Origin of the sequence: Mesorhizobium sp. BH1-1-5 (assembly GCF_020165615.1) — a bacterium.
Classification (GTDB): Bacteria; Pseudomonadota; Alphaproteobacteria; order Rhizobiales; family Rhizobiaceae; genus Mesorhizobium.
The window spans coordinates 1-24,988 of the sequence record NZ_JAIUIM010000026.1; the positions used below are offsets into that span (position 1 = coordinate 1).

28 protein-coding genes are annotated in these 24,988 nt (G+C 64.2%); 11 read left to right on the forward strand and 17 right to left on the reverse strand.

Annotated features, from left to right (window positions below; translation table 11 throughout):
* Positions 1-62 precede the first annotated feature (62 nt).
* On the reverse strand, positions 63-2,219 hold the full coding sequence (locus LB572_RS27110) for an ATP-binding cassette domain-containing protein (RefSeq protein ID WP_412033593.1): 2,157 nt from the start codon (positions 2,217-2,219) through the stop codon (positions 63-65).
* Between the two features lie 119 nt (positions 2,220-2,338).
* Positions 2,339-4,252 (reverse strand): putative bifunctional diguanylate cyclase/phosphodiesterase, encoded by a 1,914-nt coding sequence (locus LB572_RS27115; protein ID WP_224669908.1) that lies wholly within the window; start codon positions 4,250-4,252, stop codon positions 2,339-2,341.
* A gap of 224 nt (positions 4,253-4,476) precedes the next feature.
* Here LB572_RS27115 and LB572_RS27120 point away from each other — a divergent pair, with 224 nt between their 5' ends.
* From LB572_RS27120 to LB572_RS27130, 3 genes are all read left to right on the forward strand, one after another.
* Positions 4,477-5,415 carry a GNAT family N-acetyltransferase gene (locus LB572_RS27120; RefSeq protein WP_224669909.1) on the forward strand — a complete coding sequence of 313 codons (939 nt, stop codon included), beginning with the start codon at positions 4,477-4,479 and terminating at the stop codon, positions 5,413-5,415.
* Positions 5,416-5,504: 89 nt separating this feature from the next.
* A complete protein-coding gene (locus tag LB572_RS27125) occupies positions 5,505-6,158 on the forward strand; it encodes a hypothetical protein (protein ID WP_224669910.1) in 654 nt (217 codons plus the stop codon).
* A gap of 289 nt (positions 6,159-6,447) precedes the next feature.
* A complete protein-coding gene (locus LB572_RS27130) occupies positions 6,448-7,596 on the forward strand; it encodes an amidohydrolase (protein ID WP_224669911.1) in 1,149 nt (382 codons plus the stop codon).
* A gap of 22 nt (positions 7,597-7,618) precedes the next feature.
* Here LB572_RS27130 and LB572_RS27135 read toward each other — a convergent pair whose 3' ends face one another.
* The 4 genes from LB572_RS27135 to LB572_RS27150 all read right to left on the reverse strand — a co-directional run bounded on the left by LB572_RS27135 (position 7,619) and on the right by LB572_RS27150 (position 11,482).
* A complete protein-coding gene (locus LB572_RS27135) occupies positions 7,619-8,413 on the reverse strand; it encodes an ABC transporter permease (protein WP_224669912.1) in 795 nt (264 codons plus the stop codon).
* On the reverse strand, positions 8,410-9,264 hold the full coding sequence (locus tag LB572_RS27140) for an ABC transporter permease (RefSeq protein WP_224669913.1): 855 nt from the start codon (positions 9,262-9,264) through the stop codon (positions 8,410-8,412). Before LB572_RS27140 ends, LB572_RS27135 begins: the two co-directional genes overlap by 4 nt.
* Before the next feature lie 14 nt (positions 9,265-9,278).
* Complete coding sequence (locus LB572_RS27145) at positions 9,279-10,385, reverse strand: ABC transporter ATP-binding protein (protein WP_224669914.1); 1,107 nt, start codon at positions 10,383-10,385, stop codon at positions 9,279-9,281.
* Between the two features lie 74 nt (positions 10,386-10,459).
* Positions 10,460-11,482, reverse strand: coding sequence for an extracellular solute-binding protein (locus LB572_RS27150; RefSeq protein ID WP_181179935.1), 1,023 nt, complete (start codon positions 11,480-11,482; stop codon positions 10,460-10,462).
* Positions 11,483-11,747: 265 nt separating this feature from the next.
* Here LB572_RS27150 and LB572_RS27155 point away from each other — a divergent pair, with 265 nt between their 5' ends.
* The 3 genes from LB572_RS27155 to LB572_RS27165 all read left to right on the forward strand — a co-directional run bounded on the left by LB572_RS27155 (position 11,748) and on the right by LB572_RS27165 (position 14,121).
* A complete protein-coding gene (locus LB572_RS27155; RefSeq protein WP_140810542.1) occupies positions 11,748-12,266 on the forward strand; it encodes an Lrp/AsnC family transcriptional regulator in 519 nt (172 codons plus the stop codon).
* A 2-nt stretch (positions 12,267-12,268) separates the two neighbouring features.
* Positions 12,269-13,459 carry a M24 family metallopeptidase gene (locus tag LB572_RS27160; RefSeq protein WP_224669985.1) on the forward strand — a complete coding sequence of 397 codons (1,191 nt, stop codon included), beginning with the start codon at positions 12,269-12,271 and terminating at the stop codon, positions 13,457-13,459.
* Between the two features lie 92 nt (positions 13,460-13,551).
* On the forward strand, positions 13,552-14,121 hold the full coding sequence (locus tag LB572_RS27165; RefSeq protein WP_224669915.1) for a DNA-3-methyladenine glycosylase: 570 nt from the start codon (positions 13,552-13,554) through the stop codon (positions 14,119-14,121).
* Positions 14,122-14,138: 17 nt separating this feature from the next.
* Here the strand turns inward: LB572_RS27165 and LB572_RS27170 are convergent, their stop codons facing one another.
* Together LB572_RS27170 and LB572_RS27175 are read right to left on the reverse strand one after the other, a co-directional pair.
* Positions 14,139-14,597, reverse strand: a complete 459-nt coding sequence (locus tag LB572_RS27170) for a GFA family protein (RefSeq protein ID WP_224669916.1) — start codon at positions 14,595-14,597, stop codon at positions 14,139-14,141.
* Positions 14,598-14,845: 248 nt separating this feature from the next.
* Positions 14,846-15,160, reverse strand: coding sequence for an EthD family reductase (locus tag LB572_RS27175; RefSeq protein ID WP_224669917.1), 315 nt, complete (start codon positions 15,158-15,160; stop codon positions 14,846-14,848).
* 201 nt (positions 15,161-15,361) lie between these two features.
* Between LB572_RS27175 and LB572_RS27180 the strand changes: the two genes are divergently transcribed.
* Positions 15,362-15,721 (forward strand): hypothetical protein, encoded by a 360-nt coding sequence (locus LB572_RS27180; protein ID WP_224669918.1) that lies wholly within the window; start codon positions 15,362-15,364, stop codon positions 15,719-15,721.
* An 18-nt stretch (positions 15,722-15,739) separates the two neighbouring features.
* On the opposite strand, the gene LB572_RS27185 is transcribed toward LB572_RS27180, so the two are convergent.
* The 4 genes from LB572_RS27185 to LB572_RS27200 form a co-directional block, all read right to left on the reverse strand.
* On the reverse strand, positions 15,740-16,351 hold the full coding sequence (locus LB572_RS27185; protein WP_224669919.1) for a dihydrofolate reductase family protein: 612 nt from the start codon (positions 16,349-16,351) through the stop codon (positions 15,740-15,742).
* Position 16,352: 1 nt separating this feature from the next.
* Positions 16,353-16,883: a cupin gene (locus LB572_RS27190; RefSeq protein WP_224669920.1), complete on the reverse strand. Its 531-nt coding sequence runs from the start codon at positions 16,881-16,883 to the stop codon at positions 16,353-16,355.
* 59 nt (positions 16,884-16,942) lie between these two features.
* Complete coding sequence (locus tag LB572_RS27195) at positions 16,943-17,377, reverse strand: hypothetical protein (RefSeq protein ID WP_224669921.1); 435 nt, start codon at positions 17,375-17,377, stop codon at positions 16,943-16,945.
* A gap of 61 nt (positions 17,378-17,438) precedes the next feature.
* Positions 17,439-17,882 (reverse strand): metalloregulator ArsR/SmtB family transcription factor, encoded by a 444-nt coding sequence (locus tag LB572_RS27200; protein WP_318014070.1) that lies wholly within the window; start codon positions 17,880-17,882, stop codon positions 17,439-17,441.
* Between the two features lie 157 nt (positions 17,883-18,039).
* Here LB572_RS27200 and LB572_RS27205 point away from each other — a divergent pair, with 157 nt between their 5' ends.
* Genes LB572_RS27205 through LB572_RS27215 form a run of 3 tightly spaced genes read left to right on the forward strand, consistent with a single transcriptional unit; the run spans position 18,040 to position 19,479 of the window.
* Positions 18,040-18,552: a hypothetical protein gene (locus LB572_RS27205; protein ID WP_224669922.1), complete on the forward strand. Its 513-nt coding sequence runs from the start codon at positions 18,040-18,042 to the stop codon at positions 18,550-18,552.
* A gap of 13 nt (positions 18,553-18,565) precedes the next feature.
* The gene (locus LB572_RS27210) at positions 18,566-19,096 is read left to right on the forward strand and encodes a hypothetical protein (protein ID WP_140811526.1); all 531 of its coding nucleotides are present in this window, start codon (positions 18,566-18,568) and stop codon (positions 19,094-19,096) included.
* 8 nt (positions 19,097-19,104) lie between these two features.
* Entirely contained in the window at positions 19,105-19,479 is a 375-nt protein-coding gene (locus LB572_RS27215) for a hypothetical protein (RefSeq protein ID WP_224669923.1), read from the forward strand.
* Here LB572_RS27215 and LB572_RS27220 read toward each other — a convergent pair.
* The 5 genes from LB572_RS27220 to LB572_RS27240 form a co-directional block, all read right to left on the reverse strand.
* Entirely contained in the window at positions 19,476-20,678 is a 1,203-nt protein-coding gene (locus tag LB572_RS27220) for an arabinose transporter (protein ID WP_224669924.1), read from the reverse strand. The two genes, LB572_RS27215 and LB572_RS27220, sit on opposite strands and share 4 nt — an antisense overlap.
* Positions 20,679-20,789: 111 nt before the next feature.
* A complete protein-coding gene (locus LB572_RS27225; protein WP_224669925.1) occupies positions 20,790-21,806 on the reverse strand; it encodes a zinc-dependent alcohol dehydrogenase family protein in 1,017 nt (338 codons plus the stop codon).
* 25 nt (positions 21,807-21,831) lie between these two features.
* Positions 21,832-22,227, reverse strand: a complete 396-nt coding sequence (locus tag LB572_RS27230) for a cupin domain-containing protein (protein ID WP_140806720.1) — start codon at positions 22,225-22,227, stop codon at positions 21,832-21,834.
* Positions 22,228-22,246: 19 nt separating this feature from the next.
* The gene (locus tag LB572_RS27235; RefSeq protein ID WP_412033594.1) at positions 22,247-22,711 is read right to left on the reverse strand and encodes a cyclophilin-like fold protein; all 465 of its coding nucleotides are present in this window, start codon (positions 22,709-22,711) and stop codon (positions 22,247-22,249) included.
* Positions 22,711-23,910: an MFS transporter gene (locus LB572_RS27240; protein WP_140806718.1), complete on the reverse strand. Its 1,200-nt coding sequence runs from the start codon at positions 23,908-23,910 to the stop codon at positions 22,711-22,713. Before LB572_RS27240 ends, LB572_RS27235 begins: the two co-directional genes overlap by 1 nt.
* Positions 23,911-24,088: 178 nt before the next feature.
* On the opposite strand from LB572_RS27240, the gene LB572_RS27245 reads away from it, so the two are divergent.
* Positions 24,089-24,982, forward strand: a complete 894-nt coding sequence (locus LB572_RS27245) for a LysR family transcriptional regulator (RefSeq protein ID WP_224669926.1) — start codon at positions 24,089-24,091, stop codon at positions 24,980-24,982.
* Positions 24,983-24,988 lie beyond the last annotated feature (6 nt).

The window sequence follows — 24,988 nt, forward strand, 5'->3', positions numbered from 1 at the left end:
CGCCCGCCCCCCCGGGGAGCGGGGGAGTGGCGCCGGCGATTGCGTACAATGTTAGAGCACCCCTACCCTTTGCCGCCATTCGCGCCGCCTCCCCACAGCGCCCGCTGCAGCAGGCCGCGCTTCTTCCTCCGCGACACAAGCTCCACATCGCTGACCAGCCGCGCACCGCCCTGGCGCCGTTCCAGCGTAATCTTGCGCGTATGAAACGCTTCCAGCTCGGCGCGGTGGGCGACACTGATGATGGTGACCTTCGGCAGTTGCTCGATCACCGTGCGCATCATCTTGTCCTGGCTCTTCTCGTCCAGCGCCGAGGTCGCTTCGTCTAGCACCACGATGTCAGGGGCATGCAGCAGGAGGCGGGCGAAGGCCAGGCGCTGCTTCTCGCCGCCCGACAGCGTCTGGTCCCAGGGTGCCTCCTCCTCCAGCCGGTCCTTCAGATAGCCAAGGCCGACCTTGTCGAGAGCGGCGGCGATCTCCTTGGTCTTCCAATTGTCGGCGGCGGCCGGATAGGCGGTGGCGCGGCGCAGCGTGCCAGACGGGATATAGGGGCGCTGCGGCAGCATGAAGAGCCGCTTGCCCGGGTGGAAATCGACGCTGCCGCTGCCCCAGGGCCACAGCCCGGCGATGGCGCGCACCAGCGTCGACTTGCCGGAGCCGGATTCGCCCGAGACCAGCACGCGCTCGCCAGGCTCGATCTCCACCTCGGTTTCCTTGACCACCGAGGTGCCGTCGTCGAGCGTCACGGAAAGGTTGTTGAGGCTGAGCATCGCGCCGTCCTCGGTCTCGCCGCGCTGGATGCGGCCGAGCGTATCGTTCGTCTCGGCGCGCTCCAGCCCGTCGAGCGACATCATCAGCGAGGCGATGCGGTGTGCCGACGCGTTCCAGTCGGCCAGGCGCGGATAATTGTCGACCAGCCAGCCGAACGCCCCCTGCACGAGGGCAAAGGCCGAGGCCGCCTGCATCACCTGGCCGAGCGACATCGAGCCGTCGAGGAATTTCGGCGCGCATAAAAGCACCGGCACCACCGGCGCGAACAGGCTGGAGCCTTGCGAGACCAGCGTGGTGCGCATGTGCTGGCCGGTGAGCCGCGCCCAGCGGCCGAGTACGCCGGCGAAGGTGCGTTCGATGCCGGCGTTCTCCTCCTCCTCGCCGCCAAGCAGCGCGATGCTCTCGCCGTTCTCGCGCACGCGCGTCAGCACGTAGCGGAACTCGGCTTCCGCCTGGTTCTTGGCCTCGGAAAGCTGGACGAAGCGGCGGCCGATGGCGAACATCGAGGTCGAGGTGATGGCCGCATAGATGACCGCGGTGACGACCAGGAAGCCAGGCACGGTGATGGTGGAGCCGCCCAGCGTGAAGCTCAGCGCGCCGCCGATGGTCCACAGCACGACGATGAAGGTCGAGGCCGACAGGAAGGCGTTGAGGACGCCAGCGATGAAGTCGACTGGCGATTCCGTTGCGATGCGCAGATCCTCGGTCAGCCGCGCCTCGGGGTTGGCATGGTCGCCCTTGACGAGGTTGAGCTGGTAATAGCGGCCGCTTGCCAGCCAGCGCTGGATGACCGCCGTGGTCAGCCAGGAGCGCCAGCGGCGTTGCATGGTCATGCGCAGATAGACCTGCGCGACCACCAGGCTGATGCTGCCGGCGACCAGCGGCAGGAAGATGGCGCTCAGCCAGTAGACGGTGTGGGCGTCGCGCTGCTCGATGGCGTCGAAGATCGCGCGGTTCCAGCGGTTGATGCCATATTGGAAGCCGACATTGACGCAGATCAGCGCCAGAAGCCCGATCGTCAGCGGCCAGGCCAGCTTGTCGCCGCGCAAACCCCAATAGCCGCGCCCGCTGATCCAGAAGCGCCTGAGCAGATATTTCTTGCGCGCCCGCTCGGCCTCCTCCGGCGAAAGCGCGGGACCGGGCTCGGCGGCCTCGGGCGGCGGCGACCCGGCATGGCCGATGGCCTCCGGCGCGGCATCGGCGGGCGTCTTTTCGGGCGGGCTCTCGCCGACCGATGGCTTTGCTTGCCGCGCCTTGTCCTCTTTCAGCCTGTCGTCTGGGTTGTCTTCCTGCGCCCTCTCCGCGCGCGGCTTCAGAGCGCCACGCGGTTTCGACTGGCGCGGCTTCAACTGGTGCGGAGTCTTGGGGCGCGACGTCGCCGGGCGCGGCTTACTCGCGCCGCGCTCAATGGCGCTGTCGGCTGGTTTCGGTTTGCGTTTAGCCGGGGGCATCGCGCGACAACGGCCCAAAAATCAAAAGGTTTCATGCGGGGCCGCGCTTCACCGCCACCCGGCCCTGTCGCGGCTTCTTGCCGGCCGGATCACGATGAATGCCGATGCAGGCTTCCCGATCAGGCGGCGTTGCCGCTGCGGGGATTGCGCAGCGGCTCGAAAATGACCTCAGCGCCGGCCGCGTCGAAGGCCAGCGCGTCGCGCATCGGCAGCGCCGCCGAAAAGAGGTAGCCCTGCGCGATCATGCAGCCCAGCGAGCGCAGGATCATGCGGTCGGCGTCAGTCTCGACGCCCTCGGCCATCACCTCGATCCCGAGTGTCCGGCCAAGGCCGATGACCGCCTCGACCAGCGCCTGGTCCTCGACGGATTTCGCCAGGTCGCGCACGAAATCCTTGTCGATCTTGATCTTGCGGATACGGCTGTCCTTCAGCGACACCAGGGTCGAGAAGCCGGTGCCGAAATCGTCGAGCACGATCGATATTCCGGCATCCGCCAAATGCCCGACCTTCTCGTCGACCCGGGCGCGGTCGACCGGCGCCTCCTCGGTGATCTCAATCTCGAGCATCGCGGCCGGCACACCCCTGGCCTTCAGGCCGGTGAGGATCATGTCGTCGATATTGCCAGCCTCTAGCTCGCGCGGCGAAAGGTTCATCGCGACCCGCACGTCGCGGCGCCCCTGCCGCACCAACTCGCCGATCATGGCGCAGCAGTTGAGGAACACCGTCTCGGTCAACAACGAAAGCAGGCCGGTCTCGCGCGCGGCGGTGACGATCTCGGGCGGCGAGATAGCGCCATGGTCATCATGATGCCAGCGCAGCAGCGCCTCGAAACCGACGACCGCGCTGGTGTCGAGCCGCACCAGCGGCTGGAACCACGAGCAGAGCCGGCCTGCCTCGATCGCGCCGCGCAGGTCGCGCTCGATGCGGTTCTTGCGTTCCAGCGCGGCGTCAAGCCCGGCGTCGAAGAGGTAGTATTCGTTCCTGCCGCCGCGCTTGGCCGCATAGAGCGCGAAATCGGCCTTGAGCAACATTTCCGTCAGGCGCGGCTTTTCCGCCTGATAGATGCCGATCGACGCGCCGACGCGCACCGAGTTCAATTCCGGATCCGGATTGGCGATGGCCGCGATGATGGTGGATGCAAGCTCGCCGGCTGGCTGCCGAGACCTACCGGCGGAGAAAAGCAGCACGAACTCGTCGCCGCCGATGCGCGCGACCGTGGCACCCTGAGGGGCGTGGTCCTCGATCCTGCGCGCCACCTTGACCAAAAGGTCGTCGCCGACGGTGTGGCCATAGGTGTCGTTGACGGATTTGAAGCCGTCGAGGTCGATCAGCATGGCCACGAACGGGCCGTCGGAAAGGCCGAGCTCGTGGATGGCCTGCTCCAGGCCATAGCGGTTGAGCAGGTTCGTCAGCGGGTCGCGCCTGGAGTTGCCCTCCATCTCGGCGGCGAGCTCGCGCGCCTCGTATTTGAGGCGGCTCGTCTCGCGGAAGCGGGATTGTCCGAGAAGCGCGCTTCTGATCATGCCGCCGAGGAAAAGCAGGATGGTGAAGGCAAGCACGTAATTCTCGACGCCGCCTTTGGCCAGCACGCAGCCGGCGGCGGTGAGAAGCGGCAGTGTGATGAAGTTGATCGAGGCCGGCGCGTAGGAGGTGCCGTAGGTGACCGAACCGGCCGAAATACCGGCAAGCACGATGAGATAGAGCGGCGCCTGGCTGGTCGTGTATCCGTCGCTCAGCAGTGCCAGAAACGACCAGGCGACGCCCGAGGCCAGCGCCAGCAGGCCATAGAGAGAAAGCCGGGCGCCGACCGCCTCCGGCCTGTCGTCGGCCGCGTCCGATTGGGCGACGGCAAGCACCACGCGCGCGCCGTTTATCAAGGCGATCGCAGTAAACCACAACACCGAGGCAGGGCCGCCACCCGACAGCAACTTCACCGCCAGGATCAGGGCCGAGAGCACCGTGCCGATAGGCATCGAAATGAAGACGCCTTTGGCCAGATTGGCGAGCTGATCGCGCAGGATGCCTGCTTCCACGGCTTCGCTCCGCCCCTCGGAAGAGGGACCCGCAACCAGCCGCTCATCATGCCTTGTCATGGCCCTAGTGGTTAGGCGAGCGGGATGAAAATCGTGTTAAGGATTTCAGCGGCTTACGTCGCATTTTCGATTAGGCCTGCCAGACAGGAGCCGTCGGGCACGGTTCTGGACATTTGCGAGCGTTACGGGTGGACAGGACGATCACACGCGCAAAAGATGCCGAGATGGAAACTCTTGGTCCGAACGATCTCCGGCTGATGCAAGGCCTCGCCCAGGACGTGACGGCGCTGCGGCCGGAACTGCTCAACGGCGATGCGACCGTCGGCGAACTGGCCTGGGTCTGGGCCAAGGATTTCGATGCGTTCAGCCCCTTCTGGCGGCATCGGTTGTGGTTCGTGGACGGGCGGGTGGCGGCGTGGGGGTGGGCCTGCCTGCCCCATCGCGTGCCGCGCGGCGACGGCACCGTGATCGAGGTCGAGACCGCCAATCTGATCTGGCAGACGCATCCCGACCGCGCCGCGATGCTCGGCGAAATCCTCGACTGGTACGACGACGTCGCCGGCGATGTCGACCGACTGCTGACGGCGCAATCCGCCGATGTCGAGGCGCAGCGGATTGTCGCCGCGCATGGCTACGCCTTCGACGCTGAAGCCGGCGCGGATGACGGGCCCTGGGTGCAGTTCAACACGCGGGAATTGACCGACGTGGCCGATCCGGCGCTGCCCGAAGGGTTCCGGTTCCTCGACGCCAACGACGTCCCGGCGGCCGACGCGGTCCAGGCGCATCGCCAGGCCTGGAACGCGTCACGCTTCAACGAGGCGGCGTTCGAGCGCGTGCGGCGGACCTGGCCGTACCGTGCAGACCTGCATGTGCTGGTCGCTGCGCCCGACGGCACGCTGGCCGCGACCGCGATCATCTGGCTGGACGAGACGACGCGGACCGCCGAATTCGAACCGGTCGGCACGCATCGCGATTTTCGCCGACGCGGACTGGGCACGGCCTTGCAATTGCACGGCATGCAACTGGCGAAAGCCGCAGGCGCCAGCCGCATGCTGGTCGCCTGCCGCGGCGCGCCGGCCGATCCTGCTGCCCGGAACATGTATTACGGCGTCGGCTTCCGCCCGATCAGCCGCGACCTGCCGCAGGTGAAGGTGGCGCGATAACCCTCGAAACCACCTGCTGCGACGATTTTACGGACCCTCTCCTTGACCTGTTAATGTTGCGTTAGCTCGCTTGCTTTCAAAATCGTCGCATGAAAGTCGCGGACTCGACGAGTGCCAGGTTCGGTCAGCGCGGACGCGCCATCCACGCGCCGACCGCGCCACCCGCCCGCGTGCCGAAAGCAGCGCGCGGCATAGGTCTCGTATTGGGCCTGATTGGCGCAACGAGCATCTTGCTGGCTGCAATGTACGCCGTGCTTTGGGTCCGCCCACAAATCGAAACGCTGAATGCGGAAACAGCCCAGACCGATCAAAAGATAATGGCGATCGTCAATCAACCGATCACCCATCTGCCCCGCTCCGGGCCGGTGGCAGAGTTCTCACCAGGCTGGTTTCATCCGGGCGCCACCAAGCCCGACTTCAACACCGTCGACATCCGCGCCACCCAGGAATTTCCCTATGAAGGCCATGTCACATCGGATGTGACACCGTCCGAAATGTTCGTCGGCAGCGAGCTCGAATTCAACGCGATGACCAAGTATTTCTACACTGACCGGAACCTGCCGAAGAAGCGGCTGTCCGACAGCGAAATGACCAAGATCGACGGACTCTATCGCGTTCTTGGACGGGACGAGCAGGCCATGACCATGCAGTGGCTGACACTCGCCGGCCTGTCCGTGCTCACAATCCTCGGGATTGCGTTGCTGTTCGAGGCTCGCCGAAAACAACGCCTCTCGGCTGGTTGAGCGGTGAATGCCGATGCGACCCGTACTGGCATCCGCATCCATCTTTGAGGGATCGGCCCATGTCGCTTTGACCCTCCAACGGTGTCGCCTGTAAGGATGGCTCCGGCTCGACAGGAGGATCGGGATGGGTCTGAGCGCTCGAACGCGAATTGAAGCTGATCGAGTCTAGTCCCGACGCATATTTCCGGGAACTCGCCGATGGCCTATCCGAATTGATCGGCATGGCACGGCGCGAGAAAAGCCCTATCGTGTTTGTGTGACCGGCAAAGCCCAACCGGAGTCTCAGCCCATGACCCTGACCAACCGCGACCTCATCGAGTTGACGGAATGGCGCCGCAAGCTGCATCGGCAGCCGGAAATCTCCAATGAGGAAGAAAAGACAGCCAAGGAAGTCGTCGCCTTCCTCGCCGATACGGGACCGGACAAGGTGCTGACGGAACTGGGCGGCCATGGCGTGGCGGCGGTCTATGACAGCGGGCAGGCCGGGCCGACAGTGTTGTTCCGTTCCGAGCTCGACGCGCTGCCGATCGAGGAACTTTCGGGCGTCGCGCATAGTTCTCAGGTGCCGGGCAAGTCGCATATGTGCGGACACGACGGGCACACCGCGATCCTGGCGGCGCTCGGCCGTCAGTTCGGACGCGAAAGGCCGGCGCGCGGCCGCGTCGTTTTGATGTTCCAGCCGGCCGAGGAAACCGGCAATGGCGCGGCCGGCGTGGTCGCCGATCCGCGCTTTTCCGAGGTCTCGCCGGACTTTGCTTTTTCGCTGCACAATCTGCCGGGCGTGCCGTTCGGCGAGGTGCGGCTGAAGGCCGGCACCGTCAACTGCGCCTCGCGCGGCATGCGCATCGTGCTCGAAGGCAAGACCGCGCATTCCTCGATGCCCGAGACCGGCATCTCGCCGATGCCGGCGGTGAGCGAGCTGATGCCGGCGCTCCCCGCGCTCGGGCGCGGCACCTTCACCGATGAGGATTTCGGCATGGTGACGGTCACCCATTGCGCGATGGGCGAAGCCGTGTTCGGCATCGCGCCCGGCTATGCCGAAGTGTGGGCGACGCTGCGCACAAGGCGCGACGAGCGCATGGCCGAGCAGGTCGCCGCCGCGGAAGCGCTGGCTGGAAAGATCGCCGCAAAGCACGGTCTCTCAGCGCGCTTCGACTACCACGAGATCTTCGTCGCCAGCGTCAACGCGCCGGACGCGGTGGAGCATCTCAACCGCGCGCTCGACGAGGAAGGTGTTGCGCGCAGCGAGGATGCACTGCCGATGCGCGCCTCGGAGGATTTCGGCATTTTCGGCCACAATGCGAAGTCGGCGATGTTCTTCCTCGGTGCCGGCGAACGCATCCCCTCGCTGCACAATCCCGACTATGATTTCCCCGACGACCTAATCCCGATCGGCTCGCGGATCTTCATGCGCACAGCGCGCAACCTTTTGGGATGAAGCCATTCGAGCGAGGCGCCCGTCAGGCCCAGCGCCTCGCGATGGCGACCAGCCCGAGGATCAGTATCGACATGCCCAGCAGGCACACGCTGACGGCGGCAATGACCGGCGATATCTGCATGGTGGTGTTGTTCCAGATCGCGATCGACAGCGTCGAGGTCGAGGGATCGGACAGGAACAGCGCGATCAACAGGTCATCGAAGGACAAGAGGATCACGAACAGCGCCGCCGAAATGATTGCAGGCGCGATTATGGGCAAGGTGACAAGCCGGAAGGCGGTGAGCGGTGAGGCGCCGAATATCAACGCCGCCTGCTCAAGCCGCCTGTCGAAGCCTTGCAGGGTGGACGTTATCATGACCACCACGATGGGCATGATCACCACCGCCTGACCCAGCGCCAGCCCGCCGACGCTGCCGGTGATACCGAGCTTGCTGAAAAGGAAGAACAGCCCGAGGCCGACCACCACGGAAGGCAGGAGCATCGGCGAGAGGATGAGCGCGTAGAAAAGCGGCGTGAGCTTGAACTTTGCCCTGACGAGGGCGAAGGAGGCAGGCAGGCCGAATGCGAGCGAAAGCACGACGCACAGGCCCGCGACCTTCAGGCTCACCCAGAATGCCCTTAGCCATTCCGGACGTTCGACCAGTTCCTTGTACCACTGGAAGGAAAAGCCGGGCGGCGGAAAGGTCAGATATCGCGCGGAGCTGAAGGAAATGGGAATGATAATGAGGATCGGCGCCACCAGGAAGATGACGACGAGGCCAACGAAGCCGTAGATGCCCCAGCGCATTATCCTGTCGGAGATTGAGGAACCGGTCATCGCTTGGCCTCCAGCGCCTTGCCCAGCCCGAACACCCGCGCATACACGAAGAACACGGCGAGAGTCGTTGCGAAAAGCAGAGTGGACAGCGCCGCCGCGAACTCCCAGTTGAGCGACCTGTCGACCTGCTCGTAGACGATCATCGCGATCATCTGATCCCTGCCGCTTCCGAGCAGAGCCGGGGTGATGAAGTAACCGATCGCCAGCAGGAAGACGAGCAGCGAGCCGCCCAGCACCCCTGGCAGGCTGAGCGGGAAATAGACATGCAGGAACGCCCTGACATTGGAAGCGCCGAAGAGCCCTGCCGCGCGCATCAGTCCCGGATCGATCCCGCGGAAGACGCTGGCCAATGTGAGGACCATGTATGGCAGCAGCGAGTAGGTCATTCCGACAAGCACCGCGCCCCTGGTATAGAGCAGCGCCACAGGACCTAGGCCCAGAAGACCGAGCGCCTCGTTCAGCAGTCCTTCGGGGCTCAGGATGACCATCCAGCCATAGGTCCTAACCAGAAGGCTGGTGAAGAACGGGATCAGCGTGCAAACTGTGAGGAACAGCGACAGCGGGCGTCTGCCGGTGGCGATCAGATACGCGACGGGATACGCAAGCACCAGCGTCACCAGCGTGGTGAGCAGCGAAATCTCGAACGTGTTCCAGAGCACCCGCAGATAAATCGTCTTGGAGAAGATCGGTGCGTAATATTGCGTGGTCAGCGTTCCTTGCGTCGATCCCAGGCTGCGCGCAACCATATCGACCATCGGGTAGATGAACAGAAAGCCGATCAGCGCCAGGACCGGCAACAGCATCAGCGCATAAGAGGCTTTCGGGTTTCGAAGGCGGGCGATCGCAGACATGGGCAACTTCAACCCTATTCGGTCAGAACCGAGATATCTTCGTCGGACCATCCGACGTTGACCCGATCGTCGATCGATGGGCGATAGACCCGCCCGGTGTTTGGAACCTTGACGGACAAATCGATCCGCCCGGCACGAACCGAGTAGGACAGGCTGTCACCGGTAAATACTGCTCCGGTCACAATGCCCTGGTGGATGTGCAGGCCTTCGCTTTCCGTCCCGGATGGGAGGAGCGCGATGCGCTCGGGCCTGATTGCCAGTGTGGCGCTGCCCGGACGCGCGCGCTCGGAGCGGCCGTGGATTGCCAGCCCCTCGCCTGCGGAGGCGACGAATGAGCCGTCGGTCTTGACGTCGTCCATGTTCACTTCGATGAAGTTGGACGCGCCGAGGAACCCTGCAACGAAGCGATTTGCCGGCCACTGATACATGGTCTCCGGCGAAGCGATCTGCTCTATGCGTCCATGGTTCATCACCACGATGCGATCCGACATCGTCAGCGCCTCATGCTGGTCGTGCGTAACGTAGACGACCGTGACACCAAGGCGACGCTGTATCTCCTTGATCTCCATCTGGACCTGCTCGCGCAGGTTCTTGTCGAGCGCGCCGAGCGGCTCATCCATCAGCAGGATCGATGGGCCGAACCCGATGGCGCGCGCCAGCGCCACCCGCTGCTGCTGGCCGCCGGACAATTGCGTGGGCAGCCGGTTCTCCAGCCCCGTCAGACGCACCATTGCCAATGCTTCCGCGACCGCCGCGTCGATCTCGGAAATGCTCCTGCGCCGCATCTCCAAGGGAAAGGCGACGTTGCGCGCCACGGTCCTGTGGGGGAACAGCGCATAGTTCTGGAAGACCATGCTGAGGTTGCGGCGATATGGAGGGATCTGCGTGCAATCCTTCCCATTGATGAGAATCCTTCCAGCGGACGGCGTTTCGAACCCTGCGATCATCATCAGCGTCGTCGTCTTGCCGGAACCGCTCGGCCCAAGAAGCGTCAGGAACTCGCCCGAGCGAACCTCTAGATCGAGACCCGGCACCGCCAGGAAATCGCCATAGGATTTGGAGACGTCCGCGAGATGTACCGCGGTTCCCCCTGCCGTCTCGCCACGGGTCAAGGCTTGCATCGTCACTTGTTTCCCTGCCAATTCGAAATAGCGGAGGCCCGCCGAGGGCGGTCCTCCGCTCGTGTCCACGCAAATTACTGGAGCAGGAATTCGCGCCAGCGTTCGCGAACGCCGTCGAGATTGTCGACCCACCAGTCGGCGTTGTTGATGAAGCCGATCTTGACATGGTCGGGGGCCGTGGAAAGCGTCGCCGCAATGTCGGCCGGAATGAAATCGAAGGCCTTGCGGTTGCTTGGCGCCGCGGCCACTTCCTTGGCAATCGCGGCCTGCACTTCGGGAGAGTGCCCGTAGTCGAGGGCGGTGTAGGCCAGCTCGACGTTGGGAGCGCCCTTGACGATGCCCATCGCCCAGATGTTGCGCATGGCCTGGTTCCATTCGATCGCGATCGGAGCGCCTGCGCGGATGATGGTGTTTGCCCGGCTCTCCCACAGCGAGCCCATCACGGCGACCCGGTCCGAGAGCAGCTGGGCTGAAACCGCGCCGCTATCCCACCACTTGACGACATCGCCACGGATCGCCTCGAGCACCTTGAAAGCGCGATCGACGTCGAGCGGATAGAGGCTCTCCATCGGCACGCCATCAGCCAGCAGGGCCTGCTCCAAGTTTGGATATTCAACCGACGCATCCTGCAGCATGCGCCGGCCCGGGTACGCGCCGACGTCCCAGAAATCCTTCCAGCTTCCAGGGCGCTTGTCAGCGAAGGATTCCTTGTTGTAGCCCAGCACCGTGGCATAGAGGGTGTCCGCGAACCAGAAGTCGCTGGTGGAATCCAGATCCTTCGGATTGGTGCGGGCGAAACGGCCGTAATCCAGCCGCTCGAGACTGCCGTGACGCCCGAGGATGATCATTTCGGGCGCGGCGCCAGCGGTGATGTCCAGCGTCACGTTGCCGGCCTGCACCATCGCCGCGATCTTGGCGGTCTCGACGACGGTCGGCACCACCTCGATGCCGGTGTCGCGCAGCAGCGGATCATACCAGGCGCGCCGATAGCCGTCTTCCGCCGAGCCACCGGTCGTCCTCAGATAGACTTTCCCTTTGGTCGCGCCGCGCAGAATGGCGGGCGATGCCAGTACAACCAGGCCGGTTATGCCCGCCATCTTTAAAAACTGCCGCCTTCTCATAAGGCGCGGCTTCACTTCCCTTCTCATGACTACTCCCCTTGAGCCTCTACAGCGGGCCGGTGGTTCCCGTTCGCCAGCCAATCCGTCGACTGCCCATGGCTGCCGACCTGGAGATCGTTGCACAGACCAAAAACAGCATCAACAAAAATTTTCTCTTTCACAAAAATTTTCTCTTTTGTTTTTTGGTTCATAGAAATATGTTTGCTAATCTTTTTTGACTTTCCAAATTCGGAGGTGACTCGTGTCCCCGCGCAAGGAAGCTTTGGATTCGGTAGAGCGGGGCATCGTCAGGCTGCTCCAGGACGACGGGCGCATGTCCACGATCGAGCTTTCGAGGCGGCTGTCCGCAAGCGAGCCGACGATCCGCAAGAAGCTGAACAGACTTATCGACGACGGGATCATGAGCATCCGGGCCGTGGTCGACCCGAGCCTGATTGGTTACAAGGTGGGTGCCTTTATCGGTCTTGTTGTCGAGCGCGGTCACATTGACCAAGTATCACAGCTACTTACTTCCTACAGTTTCGTCGACAGCGTCACAATAACCGCTGGACCAAACGATATAACAATAAAGGCTTATTTCGAGACCGTTGATGATGTACTCAATTTTGTTTCAAAAACACTCGCCGACGTCGGAAGCATACGTGACACAGACTCTACTATTATATTTCGTGAGATAAAATATTTTGGCTTGAAGGGGGTCGTCGGCATCGATGTCGAGAAGGACGGCTCCATAGCAGTGAATATGAGGAATCAGTCTTGACCATGATCGCCCGCAATTTCGAGGTCCAGAAGGGGACCGAGGCAACAATCAGCAAGTTGCCTTTCTCAAACGAGGAATATGAAAGGAGATTGGAGGCGCTGCGCCGGGAGATGCGCACGGCGGGAGCCGACGTGTTCATTTCCTTCGGCCCGGAAAACATCTTCTATCTCACAGGCCACGACACGCCGGCCTACCAGTACGTCCAGGCTTGCGTGGTCACGATGGACGCCACGCCGATAAACGTGATCCGGCACATCGATGCATCCAATACCCTATACAATTCATGGTCCAAGCTGGCAGTCGGCTATCAGGACGAAGACGAGCCGATCTCGGCGATTTTCGCACTGGTGCAACAGGTAGCCAAGCCGGATGCAACGATCGGCCTGGAGGATGAGGCCTTTTTCGTGTCGCCCAAGCGCTATGCGATGCTGACGGGCCTGCTGCAGGGCGCCGGTTACAAGACGACGGCGACGAACCCGGTCGGCACGCTGCGGCTGACAAAGTCGGCGGAAGAGATTTCCTGCATCAGGCGCGCCGCGCGTATCTCCGAAAAGGCGATGGCCGCCGCGATCGGCGCAGCCGGCGAAGGCGTCAACGAGAACTTCATCGCGGCGGAGGTCTGGCGCGTTCTCGTCGGCAATGGCGGAGAGTTTCCCGGGCTGCCGCCTTTTGTGACCAGCGGACCGAGGATGTGCCTGGCGCATGCCACGTGGTCCGGAAGGCAGCTCCAGGCCGGCGATTCGCTCGGTTTTGAAATTCCTGGAGTGGTGAACCGGTACGTGGCACCTATCTACAGATGCGGTACCATCGGCAAACCCAATGCGGGATTCGAGAAGCTGGCGGAAGCCTGCATCACTTCTCTCGAGGTGCTTACAGCCAGCATAAAACCCGGCGCGGTCGCGGCGGATATCCACCAGGTCCATGTCGACAATTTCTCACGCTACAAACTTATCGTGGATCACCGCACCGGCTACTCGGTCGGCGTCAACTATGCTCCCGATTGGGGCGAAGGCAACGAGTTGTCGATTACCAGAACCGAACGGCGCGAGCTCAAGCCGGGCATGGTCTTCCATTTGGTGCCCGGCGTCTTCATCGATGACCGCACGCATATCACGATCTCCGAGACGGTCCTTGTCACGGAAACCGGGTGCGAGGTCATCACACAGTATCCGAGGCCGCTCTTCATCGTCTGAGGCCATCCTTCCCGCGCCGGAGCTGCACGACCTGCCCAGAATTCTGCGAGGGGTCCATTCATGGCGCGGGCTTCCGCCGGGTATCAATCGCCATGCCGTCTAGGGCCGGCTCCGCTTCATCGAACGACTTCTTCGCGCGCGACGCGCTTGTGGTGGCACGCGCGCTGATCGGCGCCGAGCTTGCGTTGAACGGTGTCGGCGGCATCATTGTCGAGACCGAGGCTTACCGGCCCGACGATCCCGCCTCGCATGCCTATCGCGGCCGCACGCCGCGCAACGCGCCGATGTATGGCGCGCCCGGCACCGCCTATGTGTACCGCTCCTACGGGCTGCACTGGTGCCTGAACGCGGTGTGCCTGCCGGGCAGCGCGGTGCTGATCCGGGCGATCCAGCCGCAATCCGGCATCGCTGCCATGCGCGAACGGCGCGGCACCGACAACGACAGGCTGCTCTGCTCCGGCCCCGGCAAGCTCTGCCAGGCACTCGGTGTCGATGCCTCGCATAACGGGCTCTCGCTTGTCGCACCGCCCTTCGAGTTTGCACGATCGCAGACCGATCCGGCCGCTGTCGTGAGCGGACGCCGGATCGGCCTTACCAAGGCAGTGGACTTCGAGTGGCGGTTCGGCCTCGCCGGATCTGCCTATCTCAGCCGGAAACTCTGAGCGGCTGGCGACGGCCTTCAATCATGGTCAGGGTGCTGGCGGCTGGCATAGGTCTTGAGCGCGGCCGCCGGCGTCGTCGCCTCGGTCGTGGATCGCGGCAGGCTGCCGATCCGCTCCAGCCAGGCGATGCGGCTTTCGCAACCGAACTCCTGCTCGGGCGCGATGGCCTCCGGATGGTCGAGGCTGGCCAGCGCCACATCGAGCCGGTCCGCGCCGACATAGCGAAAATGCAGCGAAGTGCCGCATCTGGCGCAGAAGCCGCGTTCGACCGCTTCGGACGAGCGGAACCAGGCCGGCTCGCCCCGGGTCCAGGCGAAGGATGCCGCGTCGGTCTCCGCCAGCGCCCAGAACGGCGCGCCCACGGCCTTCTGGCACATGCGGCAATGGCAGACATGCGGCTTGGCGAGCCGCCCGCCGATGCGATAGCGGATGGCGCCGCACTGGCATCCGCCCGTCAGGTCATTGTCGCTTGCCAAGGCCAATCCTTTCGCCGGGACAAATTCATGGTTCAAGCCTAAGACCGATGAACCGGGTTGCCGGAAATCAGCAGCCGCAGCCCAAGGCCGACCATGACGAAGCCGCCTATAGCCTATGTATCCGACCCTGTCCTGTGCCACCGGCGACCTCGGCCTGTCGGCCAAACCAGCCGGCTCCGTCCAGCCCGGAAGGACAGCCGATCCGGGCGCGGTCTCACGGACGGACCGTCCCGTCCCAGTCGCAGGTTCTAAACTTCCCTGCTGTCGAAAAGGAATATCTGAACGCCTGACTCGTCGGGGGCGTAGAGCCGGCGATCCGCCCCGGCCGCCTTCCCCTCTGGGCTTGCAAAACCCTTTTTCATGGCCTCAAGATCGTCGAAATGCAGCGTCCCAACCAGGTAAACGTCGGACGGTCCGGTCAACACAGTGACAGGCCCCTGGCTGACCTCGTATTTCCTCAGACCCGGGATCTTCTTGGCCAGCGGTATATGCGTCTCGAAATAGTGCTTGTCGAACGCTTGAGCATCGACCGGCTGCCTATAGATGACGACCATTCCAGCCATTGCGGCCTCCTTTTTCGTTGCGGATGCAACCAAGGACGAAACGGCGCGTGGAAACGGAACGAAGCGCCGAAAAATTGCTGGAGCGCGCCGCGAAGGACGGCGATGGCGGCTTCCGGCCTTCCATCCGCTCTTGCCGCCATCTCGCTTGTGCGAAGAAGTATTCTGTGTTCTCTCCATCCTAAATTAGCGAGGACTCAAACGATGAGAATCGCGGTGATCGTCGCGCTGAGCGCGGCAGCGGCTGGATGCGTGTCCTCTCCTGTCGACTACGGCGCCTCGCTTCCGCAGCAGGATCCGAAATGGGCATCGCCGGAATGCCAGCAGGCCCGCACCGCGGCTTCGGATTACGCCGCCCGCGAGAAGGACCACCCCGGCTGGGGCTTCGGCGTGCTGGTTGGCCCCTACAGCATGGGGCTCGTCGCAGCCGCCAAGGAGCATGAGCAGCAGCAGCGACGGCTGCTCGCCCGCCAGATACATCTGCAGTGCTCGAGCCAGCCGCTGCCGAAGGAACTGGATTTCGACCCATCGACCTACGCGCCGAAGAAGACGCATTATCCGTAGGCGCTGGCCGCGGCCCGTTTACTCCGGCCACTCCGCCGCTTCTTGCCTGTCGAATATGTAGGTGAGGATCGCCACGCCCGCCGCGGTCGATAGCTGACTGGACAGCTTCAGCGTCGAAGGCGCCTGCCCCGGCTCGAAAAGGCGCGAGCCTTCCCCCAGCACCAGCGGGTGGACCATCAGCACCAGCTCATCGACAAGCCCGTGCCGCATCAGCGCGCGCAGCAGCTTGCCGCTGCCGAACATGATCAGCGCCTTGTCGTGACCTTGCTTGAGCGCACACACCGCCTCCCCGGCATCGCCGGCAAGCAGCGTCGAATTCTCCCAGCGCGGTTCGTAGCCGGCGTCATGCGAGGCGACAAATTTCTGCGCGCCGGTCAGCGCCCTGGTCATCGGACTGGCCGGCTGGCGGACAGCCCAGGCTTCGCGGAGATCCTCATAGGTCGTCCGGCCGGCGAGCAGCGACCAGCCGCCGGCCATGGCTCGGCCGATGGCCTCCTGCATCTGAGCGTCGCTGCCCGGAATGCCCCAGCCGCCATGCGCAAAACCGTTGCGCGTGTCTTCATCGGCCCGCGCCGGCGCCTGGAAGACGCCGTCCAGCGTCAGATGCTCGATGGCGACGACCCTTGCCATTTCAGCCTTCGCTCCATGCTTTCAGAAGCGGCCCGTCGCCGCCAAGGATCGGGTCATTGTCGGGCCGACCAACAGTCGGGATGGTGCGTAGCGCCTCGGCATGCTGATCGGGACTCCGGCACAAATCATATGTGCCGAAAGGCGGATAGGCGCCGACGACGAGCAGATCGGCGGAGGCTGACAGGCGTTGATGGCCGGTGCCCGCCGGCAGCACCGCCACATCACCCGCCTTGACCTCGATCACCTTGCCCTTGTCGCCGCCGAAGCGGACTTCGGCGGCACCGCGCGCGATGCCCAGAACCTCATGGATGCGCGAATGATAGTGGACGAAGCCGTAGATGCCGTTGCGCCAGCTGTCGCCCCAGCCATTGGCGGCGAAAATATCCTCGACGATGGCGGCCGGGTCGACGTCGTCCGGCAGTTGCACCGCGCCGGGATAGACGAGCATCGGCCAGCGCGGATGGTTGGGCACCAGCCCGTCATCGGCAAAGCGGAAGGTGAGAGGCTCGATCGGGTTGACGTGCTTTTTCACCTTCCCGCTCCTTTGAGGTCAGCGTCTGTTAAACGCCCTTCCCCGGATTTGGCTCCGGCTCATTGCTCATGGCAGCGCTGGAAGGTTTCCGGGGTCTCCGCCGTCCAGAAGAACCCGTGCAGCGACACGCTGACCTTGTCCGGCTCTGAGCGGGAGAGCTCGACCCCGCCCGCGCTCATCGGGCTGCCGCCCTTGAAGCATTGCGCGGCGATGCGCAATGTCTTGCCGCCCGTCTTCGGTTCGTCGAATTCGCAGCCGATCTCATAGAAGGTCAGGCCGTCCGGCAGGACCTCCAGCATATCGACCTCGCCGTTCACCTGCTCGCAGCGCGCCGGATCGGTCGACCATTTGCCGAGGAAATCCGCCGGCATCTTGGCTTGCGCGCCAACGGGCAGGAACGAAGCCAGTAGAACAAGACCTGCAAGCAGCCGTTTTGCCTTGGTCCGGTCCGGGCCGGATTGGTTTTGCGGCATGGCCGATCTGGTCGTAAGCATGGTTTTCTCCTTCCTGCCCCGCCCCTTCGCCACCGGCCCGCCCAAGGACCGGCGGCAACGATCACGCCATGTTTTGCGCCTTCATCCTGCTGGTCTTCACCTTGGCGGGTCTCGCCGTGGCGGTTTTCAAAACGGCAGCCTTGGCCGCCTTCGGCTTGGCGGCCGACGCCTTCACCGTTCCTGCCTTGGCGCCTTGCGCCTTTTTCGCCAGCGCCTTGCTCTCGCGGCGGAACGGCCGGCCGACCGGGCAGATCTCCTGCACGAAGGCGGTCAGCGTCGAGGCCAGCGTATCGGGCATCTGGCGGTAATAGACGAACTTGCCACGCTTCTCGCTCTGCACCAGGCCGGAATGTTCGAGCAATTGCAGGTGCTGCGAGATCGAGGGCTTCGACATGTCGAAACGCGCGGCGATCTCGCCCGCGCTCAATTCGTGATGCGCGACATAGGCGAGGATCTTGCGACGTACCGGCGAGGACAGCGCCTCGAAAATCAATTGGATCGACATGCGGCAATGCTACACGATAGGAAGTCGATTAGGCAATCAATTAATTGTTGACGCGTAGACGATAAGCTGATTACCTAAATGACGAAACCAACTCGAACGGGGCAAAGGGGCTTAAGACAAGATCGTCTGCCGGTGGCGGACGGCAAAGGAGGACCAGATGCGCCCGGTCTTGATAACCCTGTCCAAAATCGGCTTCGACATCGTTGCCACGATCGCGTTCTTCTACCTGGCCCTGCTCTCGGTGCCCTATGCGGTAGGCTTTGCCGCCGCCGGCCTTGCCTATCTCATCTCGTTCGTGCCGGGGCCTTCAGTAGACTTCGGCCGATCCGTGGACCAATCTTTCCTGACGGGCGGCCTGCTCTACACTTTGAGCATGGTTTACCTGATGCTTTTCTTCGCCATCGGCATCGAGATCGTGCGGCGGCTCGTCGGGTCCAAATCGATCTGGCTCTATGTCGTCAGCGCCTTCGTCACCATGGCCGTTTATATCAGCCCGGCATCCACCGCCTCGGGCCCGGCGAAAGCATTCGCCGTTGCGCTGCCGCTGATGATGGCCGCCGCCGTCGGCGCCGGCTACTGGCTGGTGACAATCAGGCTGCAGGCGTTCCTCATCCAGATTGCCAGGCGCCTCATCTGCGGCGCCGACGCCAAATCCTGCGTGTTTTCCTGAGGAGGTCAAAAAAATGACTGTATTCCGCCTTTCGACGCTCGGATTCATCGCCTCGTCCGTATTGGCGTTGCTTGCCTTCGCCGCCGGCACAGCCGCGCCTGCCAAGGCCGCGCCTGCGGAAGACCTCTACAAGCTCTGCCGGCAGGTGAAGAACGACGACACGGTCCGTCCCTACTCGCACGGGCTCTATGCCGGCACGGTCAAGGCATTCAAGAAGCTGTTCCCCGACGCCAAGTCTGCGCCGGAGGAATCCGAGCTCCAGACCGAGGCCAACTACCGCTGCATGGACGGCAAGGTGCTGACCTGCTTCATCGGCGCCAATCTGCCCTGCGCCAAGATCAATGCCGAGCGCAACAATCCCGGCGCAGCCGAATACTGCAAGACGGCGAAGAACGGCGACACCCCGCCGATGGTGTCGACCGGCCACGATGCTCTCTATGCCTACACTTGCCAGAACGGAAAGGCGGTGGTCAGCGGCACGGTGTGGGCGCTCGACAAGCGTGGCTTCGCCAAGAAGCTTTGGGCCGAGGTGCCCCGACACTGAAGCGGGGATTGCAAGCTGGGACCGGCGACCATGACGAGGGCGGGAGAGCCCTTACCATCTATATCCTGCTCGCCGTGGCGCTGATGGCGGTCGGCATCGTCACGGTGCCGATCGCCGCCGTGATGGCGTGCCTGGGTCTGCTCCGACGCGATACGCCGCCATGGCTTCGCAGCCACTACGGATTTCAGCTGCGCAGCATACTGATATTCCTGCTCTCGCTCGCCGCGATCATCCTCATGCTGCCGGGCGTGGACGGCGCAGTGGCATGGGCCGGCTATGTCATGCTGGCAGGCGTGGTCGGCCTTGGCTGCTTCCTCGTACGCTGCGTCTGGGGTCTTGCCATCCTGTATCGCGGGAAACCGGTCCCCGCCTGGCCGATCTAGGCTGCCCTCCGGTATGCAACTCGCCTGCGGATAAGCATGAGCGCGACGGCAAACGCCGGAAGCGCCGCCGCTGCGACGACAAGGAAGACGAATTGCAGCCCCGCCGACGCGGCCACCAGACCGAGCGCCGGACTGCCGAAGCCGAGCGCCACATCGAGGAAGACAGTGTAGAGCCCCATGGCAAGGCCGCGGCTGTCTGACGGAAGATGGCTCACGGCCTCGGCGCCGAGACCGGGATAGACGAGCGAATATCCGAGGCCCGTCAGGCCTGCTCCCACCGTTGCAACAACCGGTCCGGGCGCCAACCAGATCAACAGCAGGCCCACCGCTTCGACGGCCACGAAGATTGCGGCGACGCGGGCGCCTCCAAGCCTGTCAGGCAACTGGCCGAAACAGAGCCGCGCCGCGATCAGCGACACCGCGTAGGCCGTGAAGGGGAGCCAGACGGGATGCCAGCCGCGCTCGGAAAAGAGCAGCGCCGCGAAGGACAGGATCGCGCCATAGCCGAGGCTGCTGAGAGCCGCTCCTACGCCGGGAAGCCAGACGGCTTGCGCGACGCTCATCCAGGATTGCCGAGCCGTGGCGCCGGCCGGCCTGATGCCGCGCATCGGCAGTGTGGCGAGGAGGGTTGCAAGCGGCAGAACGATCGTGGCGAGGGCGATCGCGGCGAAGCCTCCGGCTGCATAGAGCGCGGATCCGACGGGCGCGCCGAGCGCCAGCGCGGCGAACATCGCGGTGCCTACCCAGGCGATGACCTTGCCGGAGTGCCGTCCACCCGCAAGAGCCAGCCCCCAGGCCACGCCGCCCGTGATGATGAAGCTTTCCGCCGCCCCCAGCACGGCCCGGCCGACGAACAGCATGGACGCGGACGCCGTTGGCCGGTCGAGCAATGCGAGCGATCCTAGATAGATGAATCCGGCCAAGGCGGCGGCGATCAGGCCGACGACGGCGGCCCGCTTGCCGCCGCGCGTATCGGCATAGTTTCCAGCGCCGATCCGCGACAAAAGCGAGGCGACGAACTGGCTGCCCGTCACCAATCCGACGGCGAAGGGTCCTAAGCCTAGCCCCTGGTGAAGGTGCAGTGGCAGGACCGGCAGCGCCAGGCCGATCAGCAGGAAGCCGGCGAAGACAGCCGCCATGATCGGCAGCAGCCCCGCCATGGTTCCGCTTCCATTGCCTGTGGTGTCCATCGCGACCATCGCCCGCGCCTAGATAAGGATGACGTTTCGCCAAACCGCCATCCTTGATCTAACTCTTTGTTGGAGCATGATCTTCTCCGAAAACCGGTTTCCACTTTTCGGGATCATGCTCTAGACCTCAAGCATGACCTTGATCGCGCGGCGCTCGTCCATTGCGCGGTAGCCTTCCGCCACCTCGGCCAGCGGCAGCTTGAGGTCGAAGACCTTGCCTGGCTTGATGCGGTCTTGCAGCACGCGCTCCATCAGGTCGGGCAGGAAGCGGCGCACCGGCGCCGGGCCGCCCAGCATGCGCTTCTGGCCGAAAAACAGTTTTTGACCGTCGAAGCTCACGCCATGCGGCACGCCGACATAGCCGATCGTGCCGCCGGGCCGCGAGCAGGCCAGCGCCTGGTCGAAGGATTCTCCCGTGCCGACGCATTCCAACACCGAATCCGCACCGACCCCCTTGGTCAGTTCCTTGACGCGCGCAATGCCTTCCTCGCCGCGCTCGGCCACGATGTCGGTGGCGCCGAACTCGCGGGCGAGCCTCTGGCGGCTCGCATGGCGGCTCATGGCGATGATGCGCTCGGCGCCCATCTCCCTAGCCGCGAGCACGCCCATCAGGCCGACCGCGCCATCGCCGACAACCACGACCGTCGAGCCTTCGCGGACCTCGGCCGCGTCGGCCGCGTACCAGCCGGTGCCGAGCACGTCGGACACGGCCAGCAAGTCAGGGATAAGCTCGGCCAGCGGAACCTCGGAAGTTGCCACCAGCGTCCCGTCGGCCAGCGGCACGCGGGCGTAAGGCGCCTGGGCGCCGCTCATGAACTCGCGCTGCTCGCAGGAGGACTGGAAGCCGAAGCGGCAATGCGGGCAGGTGTTGTCGGAGAGGCAGAAGGAGCCGACGACGAACTGGCCGGGGCGGACATTGCGCACCTCGCTGCCCACCTCGACGACGATGCCGCAATACTCATGACCCATATGCATCGGCCCGTCGACCGACTGCAGTCCGCGATAAGGCCACAGGTCAGAGCCGCAGATGCAGCTTGCCGAGAGCTTGATGATGGCGTCCGTCGGACGCAGAATTTTCGGGTCGGCGACTGCCTCGCAGCGGATGTCGCCGGGCTTGTGAAGGACGGTTGCAAGCATTTTTGCTTTCCTTTCGTCAATCGGGTCAGGCGCCGTAATCGGCGTCGCTGACATGTTCCAGCCAGTCGACGACCTTGCCGTCCTTGACCTCCTGGAGGGCGATATGGGTCATGGCGGTCTCGGGCGACGCGCCGTGCCAGTGCTTTTCGCCGGGCGCGAACCAGACGATGTCGCCGGGCCGGATCTCCTCGACGGGGCCGCCCGCGCGCTGCACGCGGCCACGGCCGGAGACGACCATCAGCGTCTGTCCGAGCGGGTGCGTGTGCCAGGCGGTGCGGGCGCCGGGCTCGAAAGTCACCTGCGCGCCCTGCACCCGCGCGGCGTCGAAGGGATTGAAGAGCGGATCGATGCGGACCGTGCCGGTGAACCAGTCGGAGGGGCCCTTGCCCGAAGGCCTGGTGCCCGCGCGAAGAATGTCCATGGTGATCTCCTTTACGTCGTCAAATGCGTTCGATGTGAAGGGGGAAGGCGCCACGACTGTGCAAGGTCTCCCGGCCCTCGTCGAAGCGGCCGAGCCTGATCAGCCCGGGATGGCGATAGCCGGCGTAGAACATTGCCAGGTTGCCCCAGGGCATGAAGTAGCAAAGGTCGTAGGGCTGCTCGTTGCCAAACGGACCGCTGCCCTCCTCGGTCAGCTTGCGCGGCAGGTAGGCAATCTTCTCGTTATGCGCGTAGTCCTCGATCTTGAGGTCGAGCGGCAGCATCGAGAAGAAATCCTGCGCCGAAGGATTGTCGTGGAGCGTGGCGGTCATGGTCCGGCCATCGAACGTCATCCTGATCCTCATGTCGGTCGGCTCCTGGTTAGCCGGGTCCCTGCCCTGTTGGCTGTTGGCCGGCCGCGGCGAGACCATGGTTGCCAGCGCCGCGCAGAGCAGCGTTCGCCGGCTGAACGATTGCCGCTTCATCAATGACTGCTCCCGCGTGCTGTCGCTGCGGCGGCAAGCAGCGCCGACCCCAGAAGCAGCACGGCGCCGAGCGCGAACGGGCTCCACCAGCCGGCGGCGTCGAACAGCAGCCCACCCGCAAACGCGCCGAAGGTGATGGCGAACTGGATCAGCGCGACCTGCAGACCGCCGCCCGCCTCGAGATCGTTGGGGATCACCTTGGTCATCCAGGTGTTCCAGGCGACCGGGATCGGCGTCGTGAACAGGCCCCAGCCGATCAGCAAGGCAGCGGTCGCGGTGGCGAACGGACCGAGCGCGATCAGCGACAACGCGATGACCGCCAGAACCGTCGGCAGGCCGATCAGCACCGCGCCGAGATGCGTGCGAAGGATGAAGCCGACCAGCGATGTCCCCACCAAGCCGGCGAGCCCTAGGCCAAGAAGCGCCATCGACAACGTGTTCACGCCGAGGCCGGTGACGCCTTCGAGGAAGGGGCGCAGATAGGTGGAGAGTGCGAACTGGCCCATGAAGGCGAGCGTGGTGGCCGCCATGCCGATGGCGAAGAGGCGATTGCCGAGCAAGCCGAGCATTTTGCCGACCGAAGCCTGCCCACCGGCGGGCATTTTCGGCAGGACGGCGAGTTGCCAGACGATCGCGACGAGGCCGATCGGAACGACGATGAAGAAGGCGCCGCGCCAGCCGATCAGTCCGCCGAGAAAGCTGCCGAGCGGCGCCGCGATGACCGCGGCAAAGGCTGTTCCGCCCTGCAGCATGGCGATCGCCTTGGGCAGGTCGGCGCCAGGCACGATGCGGGCCAGGATGGCAGTGGACAAAGACCAGAAGCCGCCGATCGAAACGCCGATCAAGGCCCGGCCGAACATGAACATGAGATAGTTCGGCGCGAAGGTGATCGCCAGGCCGGAGACCACGAGGATGGCCGTGTAGAGGACAATGACGGTTCGCCGGTCCAGCCGCGACAACAGCCCGTTGCCAAACAGGCTGGTGAGGACAGCGAAGAAGCCCGAGATGGAGATCGCCTGGCCCGCCTGGCCCTCGGAGATGGCAAGTTCATTGGCGATGGGGGTCAGCAGGCTGACCGGCATGAACTCCGAAGCCACCAGCACGAAGGTGAGCAGCGACAGACATGTCACCGCTGTCCAGGCGCTCGATGCTTTCACCGCTTGGGCTTTCACCAGTTGGCTGTCGTAGGTCGTGTCCATGCGCCGCGGCCCGCCGTCGGGCCCTCCAGTCATTGCGTTGGCGGGTATATAAAGCACCGGCACTATCCGGATTAGCCATTGCAATCTGCATGGACTTATCCATTCTTGATATGAATTGACGAGCAGCGGCCACGAATCGCCACGGCTTGAAGCGAGCGGCCGAGCCAGGATGGTGCCTATGCAGCGCGAGGATCTGAAGGATTTGCTGTGGTTCCTGACGGTGGCCAGGGCGCGCAGCTTCACCAGGGCGGCGGCCGAGCTCGGGACGTCGCAATCAACGCTCAGCCATACGATCAAGCAATTGGAGGCGCGGCTCGGCGTACGCCTGCTCACCCGCACGACGCGCAGCGTGGCGCCCACGGAAGCGGGCGAGCGGCTCTACCAGTCGCTCATCCCGCGGTTCGAAGGCATAGAGTCCGACCTTTCGAGCCTTGTCGCGTTCCGCGACAGGCCCGCAGGCACGGTGCGCATCACGCTCTCGGACCATGCGCTGCGGATGATCGTCTGGCCGAAGCTGCAGCCGATGCTGCGCGACTATCCCGACCTGCGCGTCGAGCTCTACAGCGACAACGGCATGCGCAACATCGTCGAGGAGCGCTTCGATGCCGGCGTGCGGCTCGGCGAGAGCGTCGACAAGGACATGATCGCGGTGCGCATCGGCCCCGACTGGCGGCTGGTGGCCGTCGCCTCGCCGGACTATTTTTCTCGCCGCCCCATCCTGAGGGCACCGCAGGACCTGGTCGCGCATGATTGCATCTGCCTGCGGCAGGCGTCGTTTGGCGGGCTCTATGCCTGGGAGTTCGAGAAGAAGGGCCGCGAGCTCAGGGTCCGGGTGGACGGCCAGCTGACCTTCAACACGACCATCCCCATGGTCGACGCCGCGCTCGCCGGCTACGGCATCGCCTACGTCCCGGAAGACCTCGTCAGCCAGCACCTGGCCGAGGGCCGGCTCAAGCTGGTGCTCGACGACTGGAGCCTGCCCTTCCCGGGCTACCACCTCTACTACCCGAGCCGGCGACAGCTCTCGCCTGCCATGGCGGTGATCGTCGAGGCGCTTCGGCATCGCGTTTGACATGAC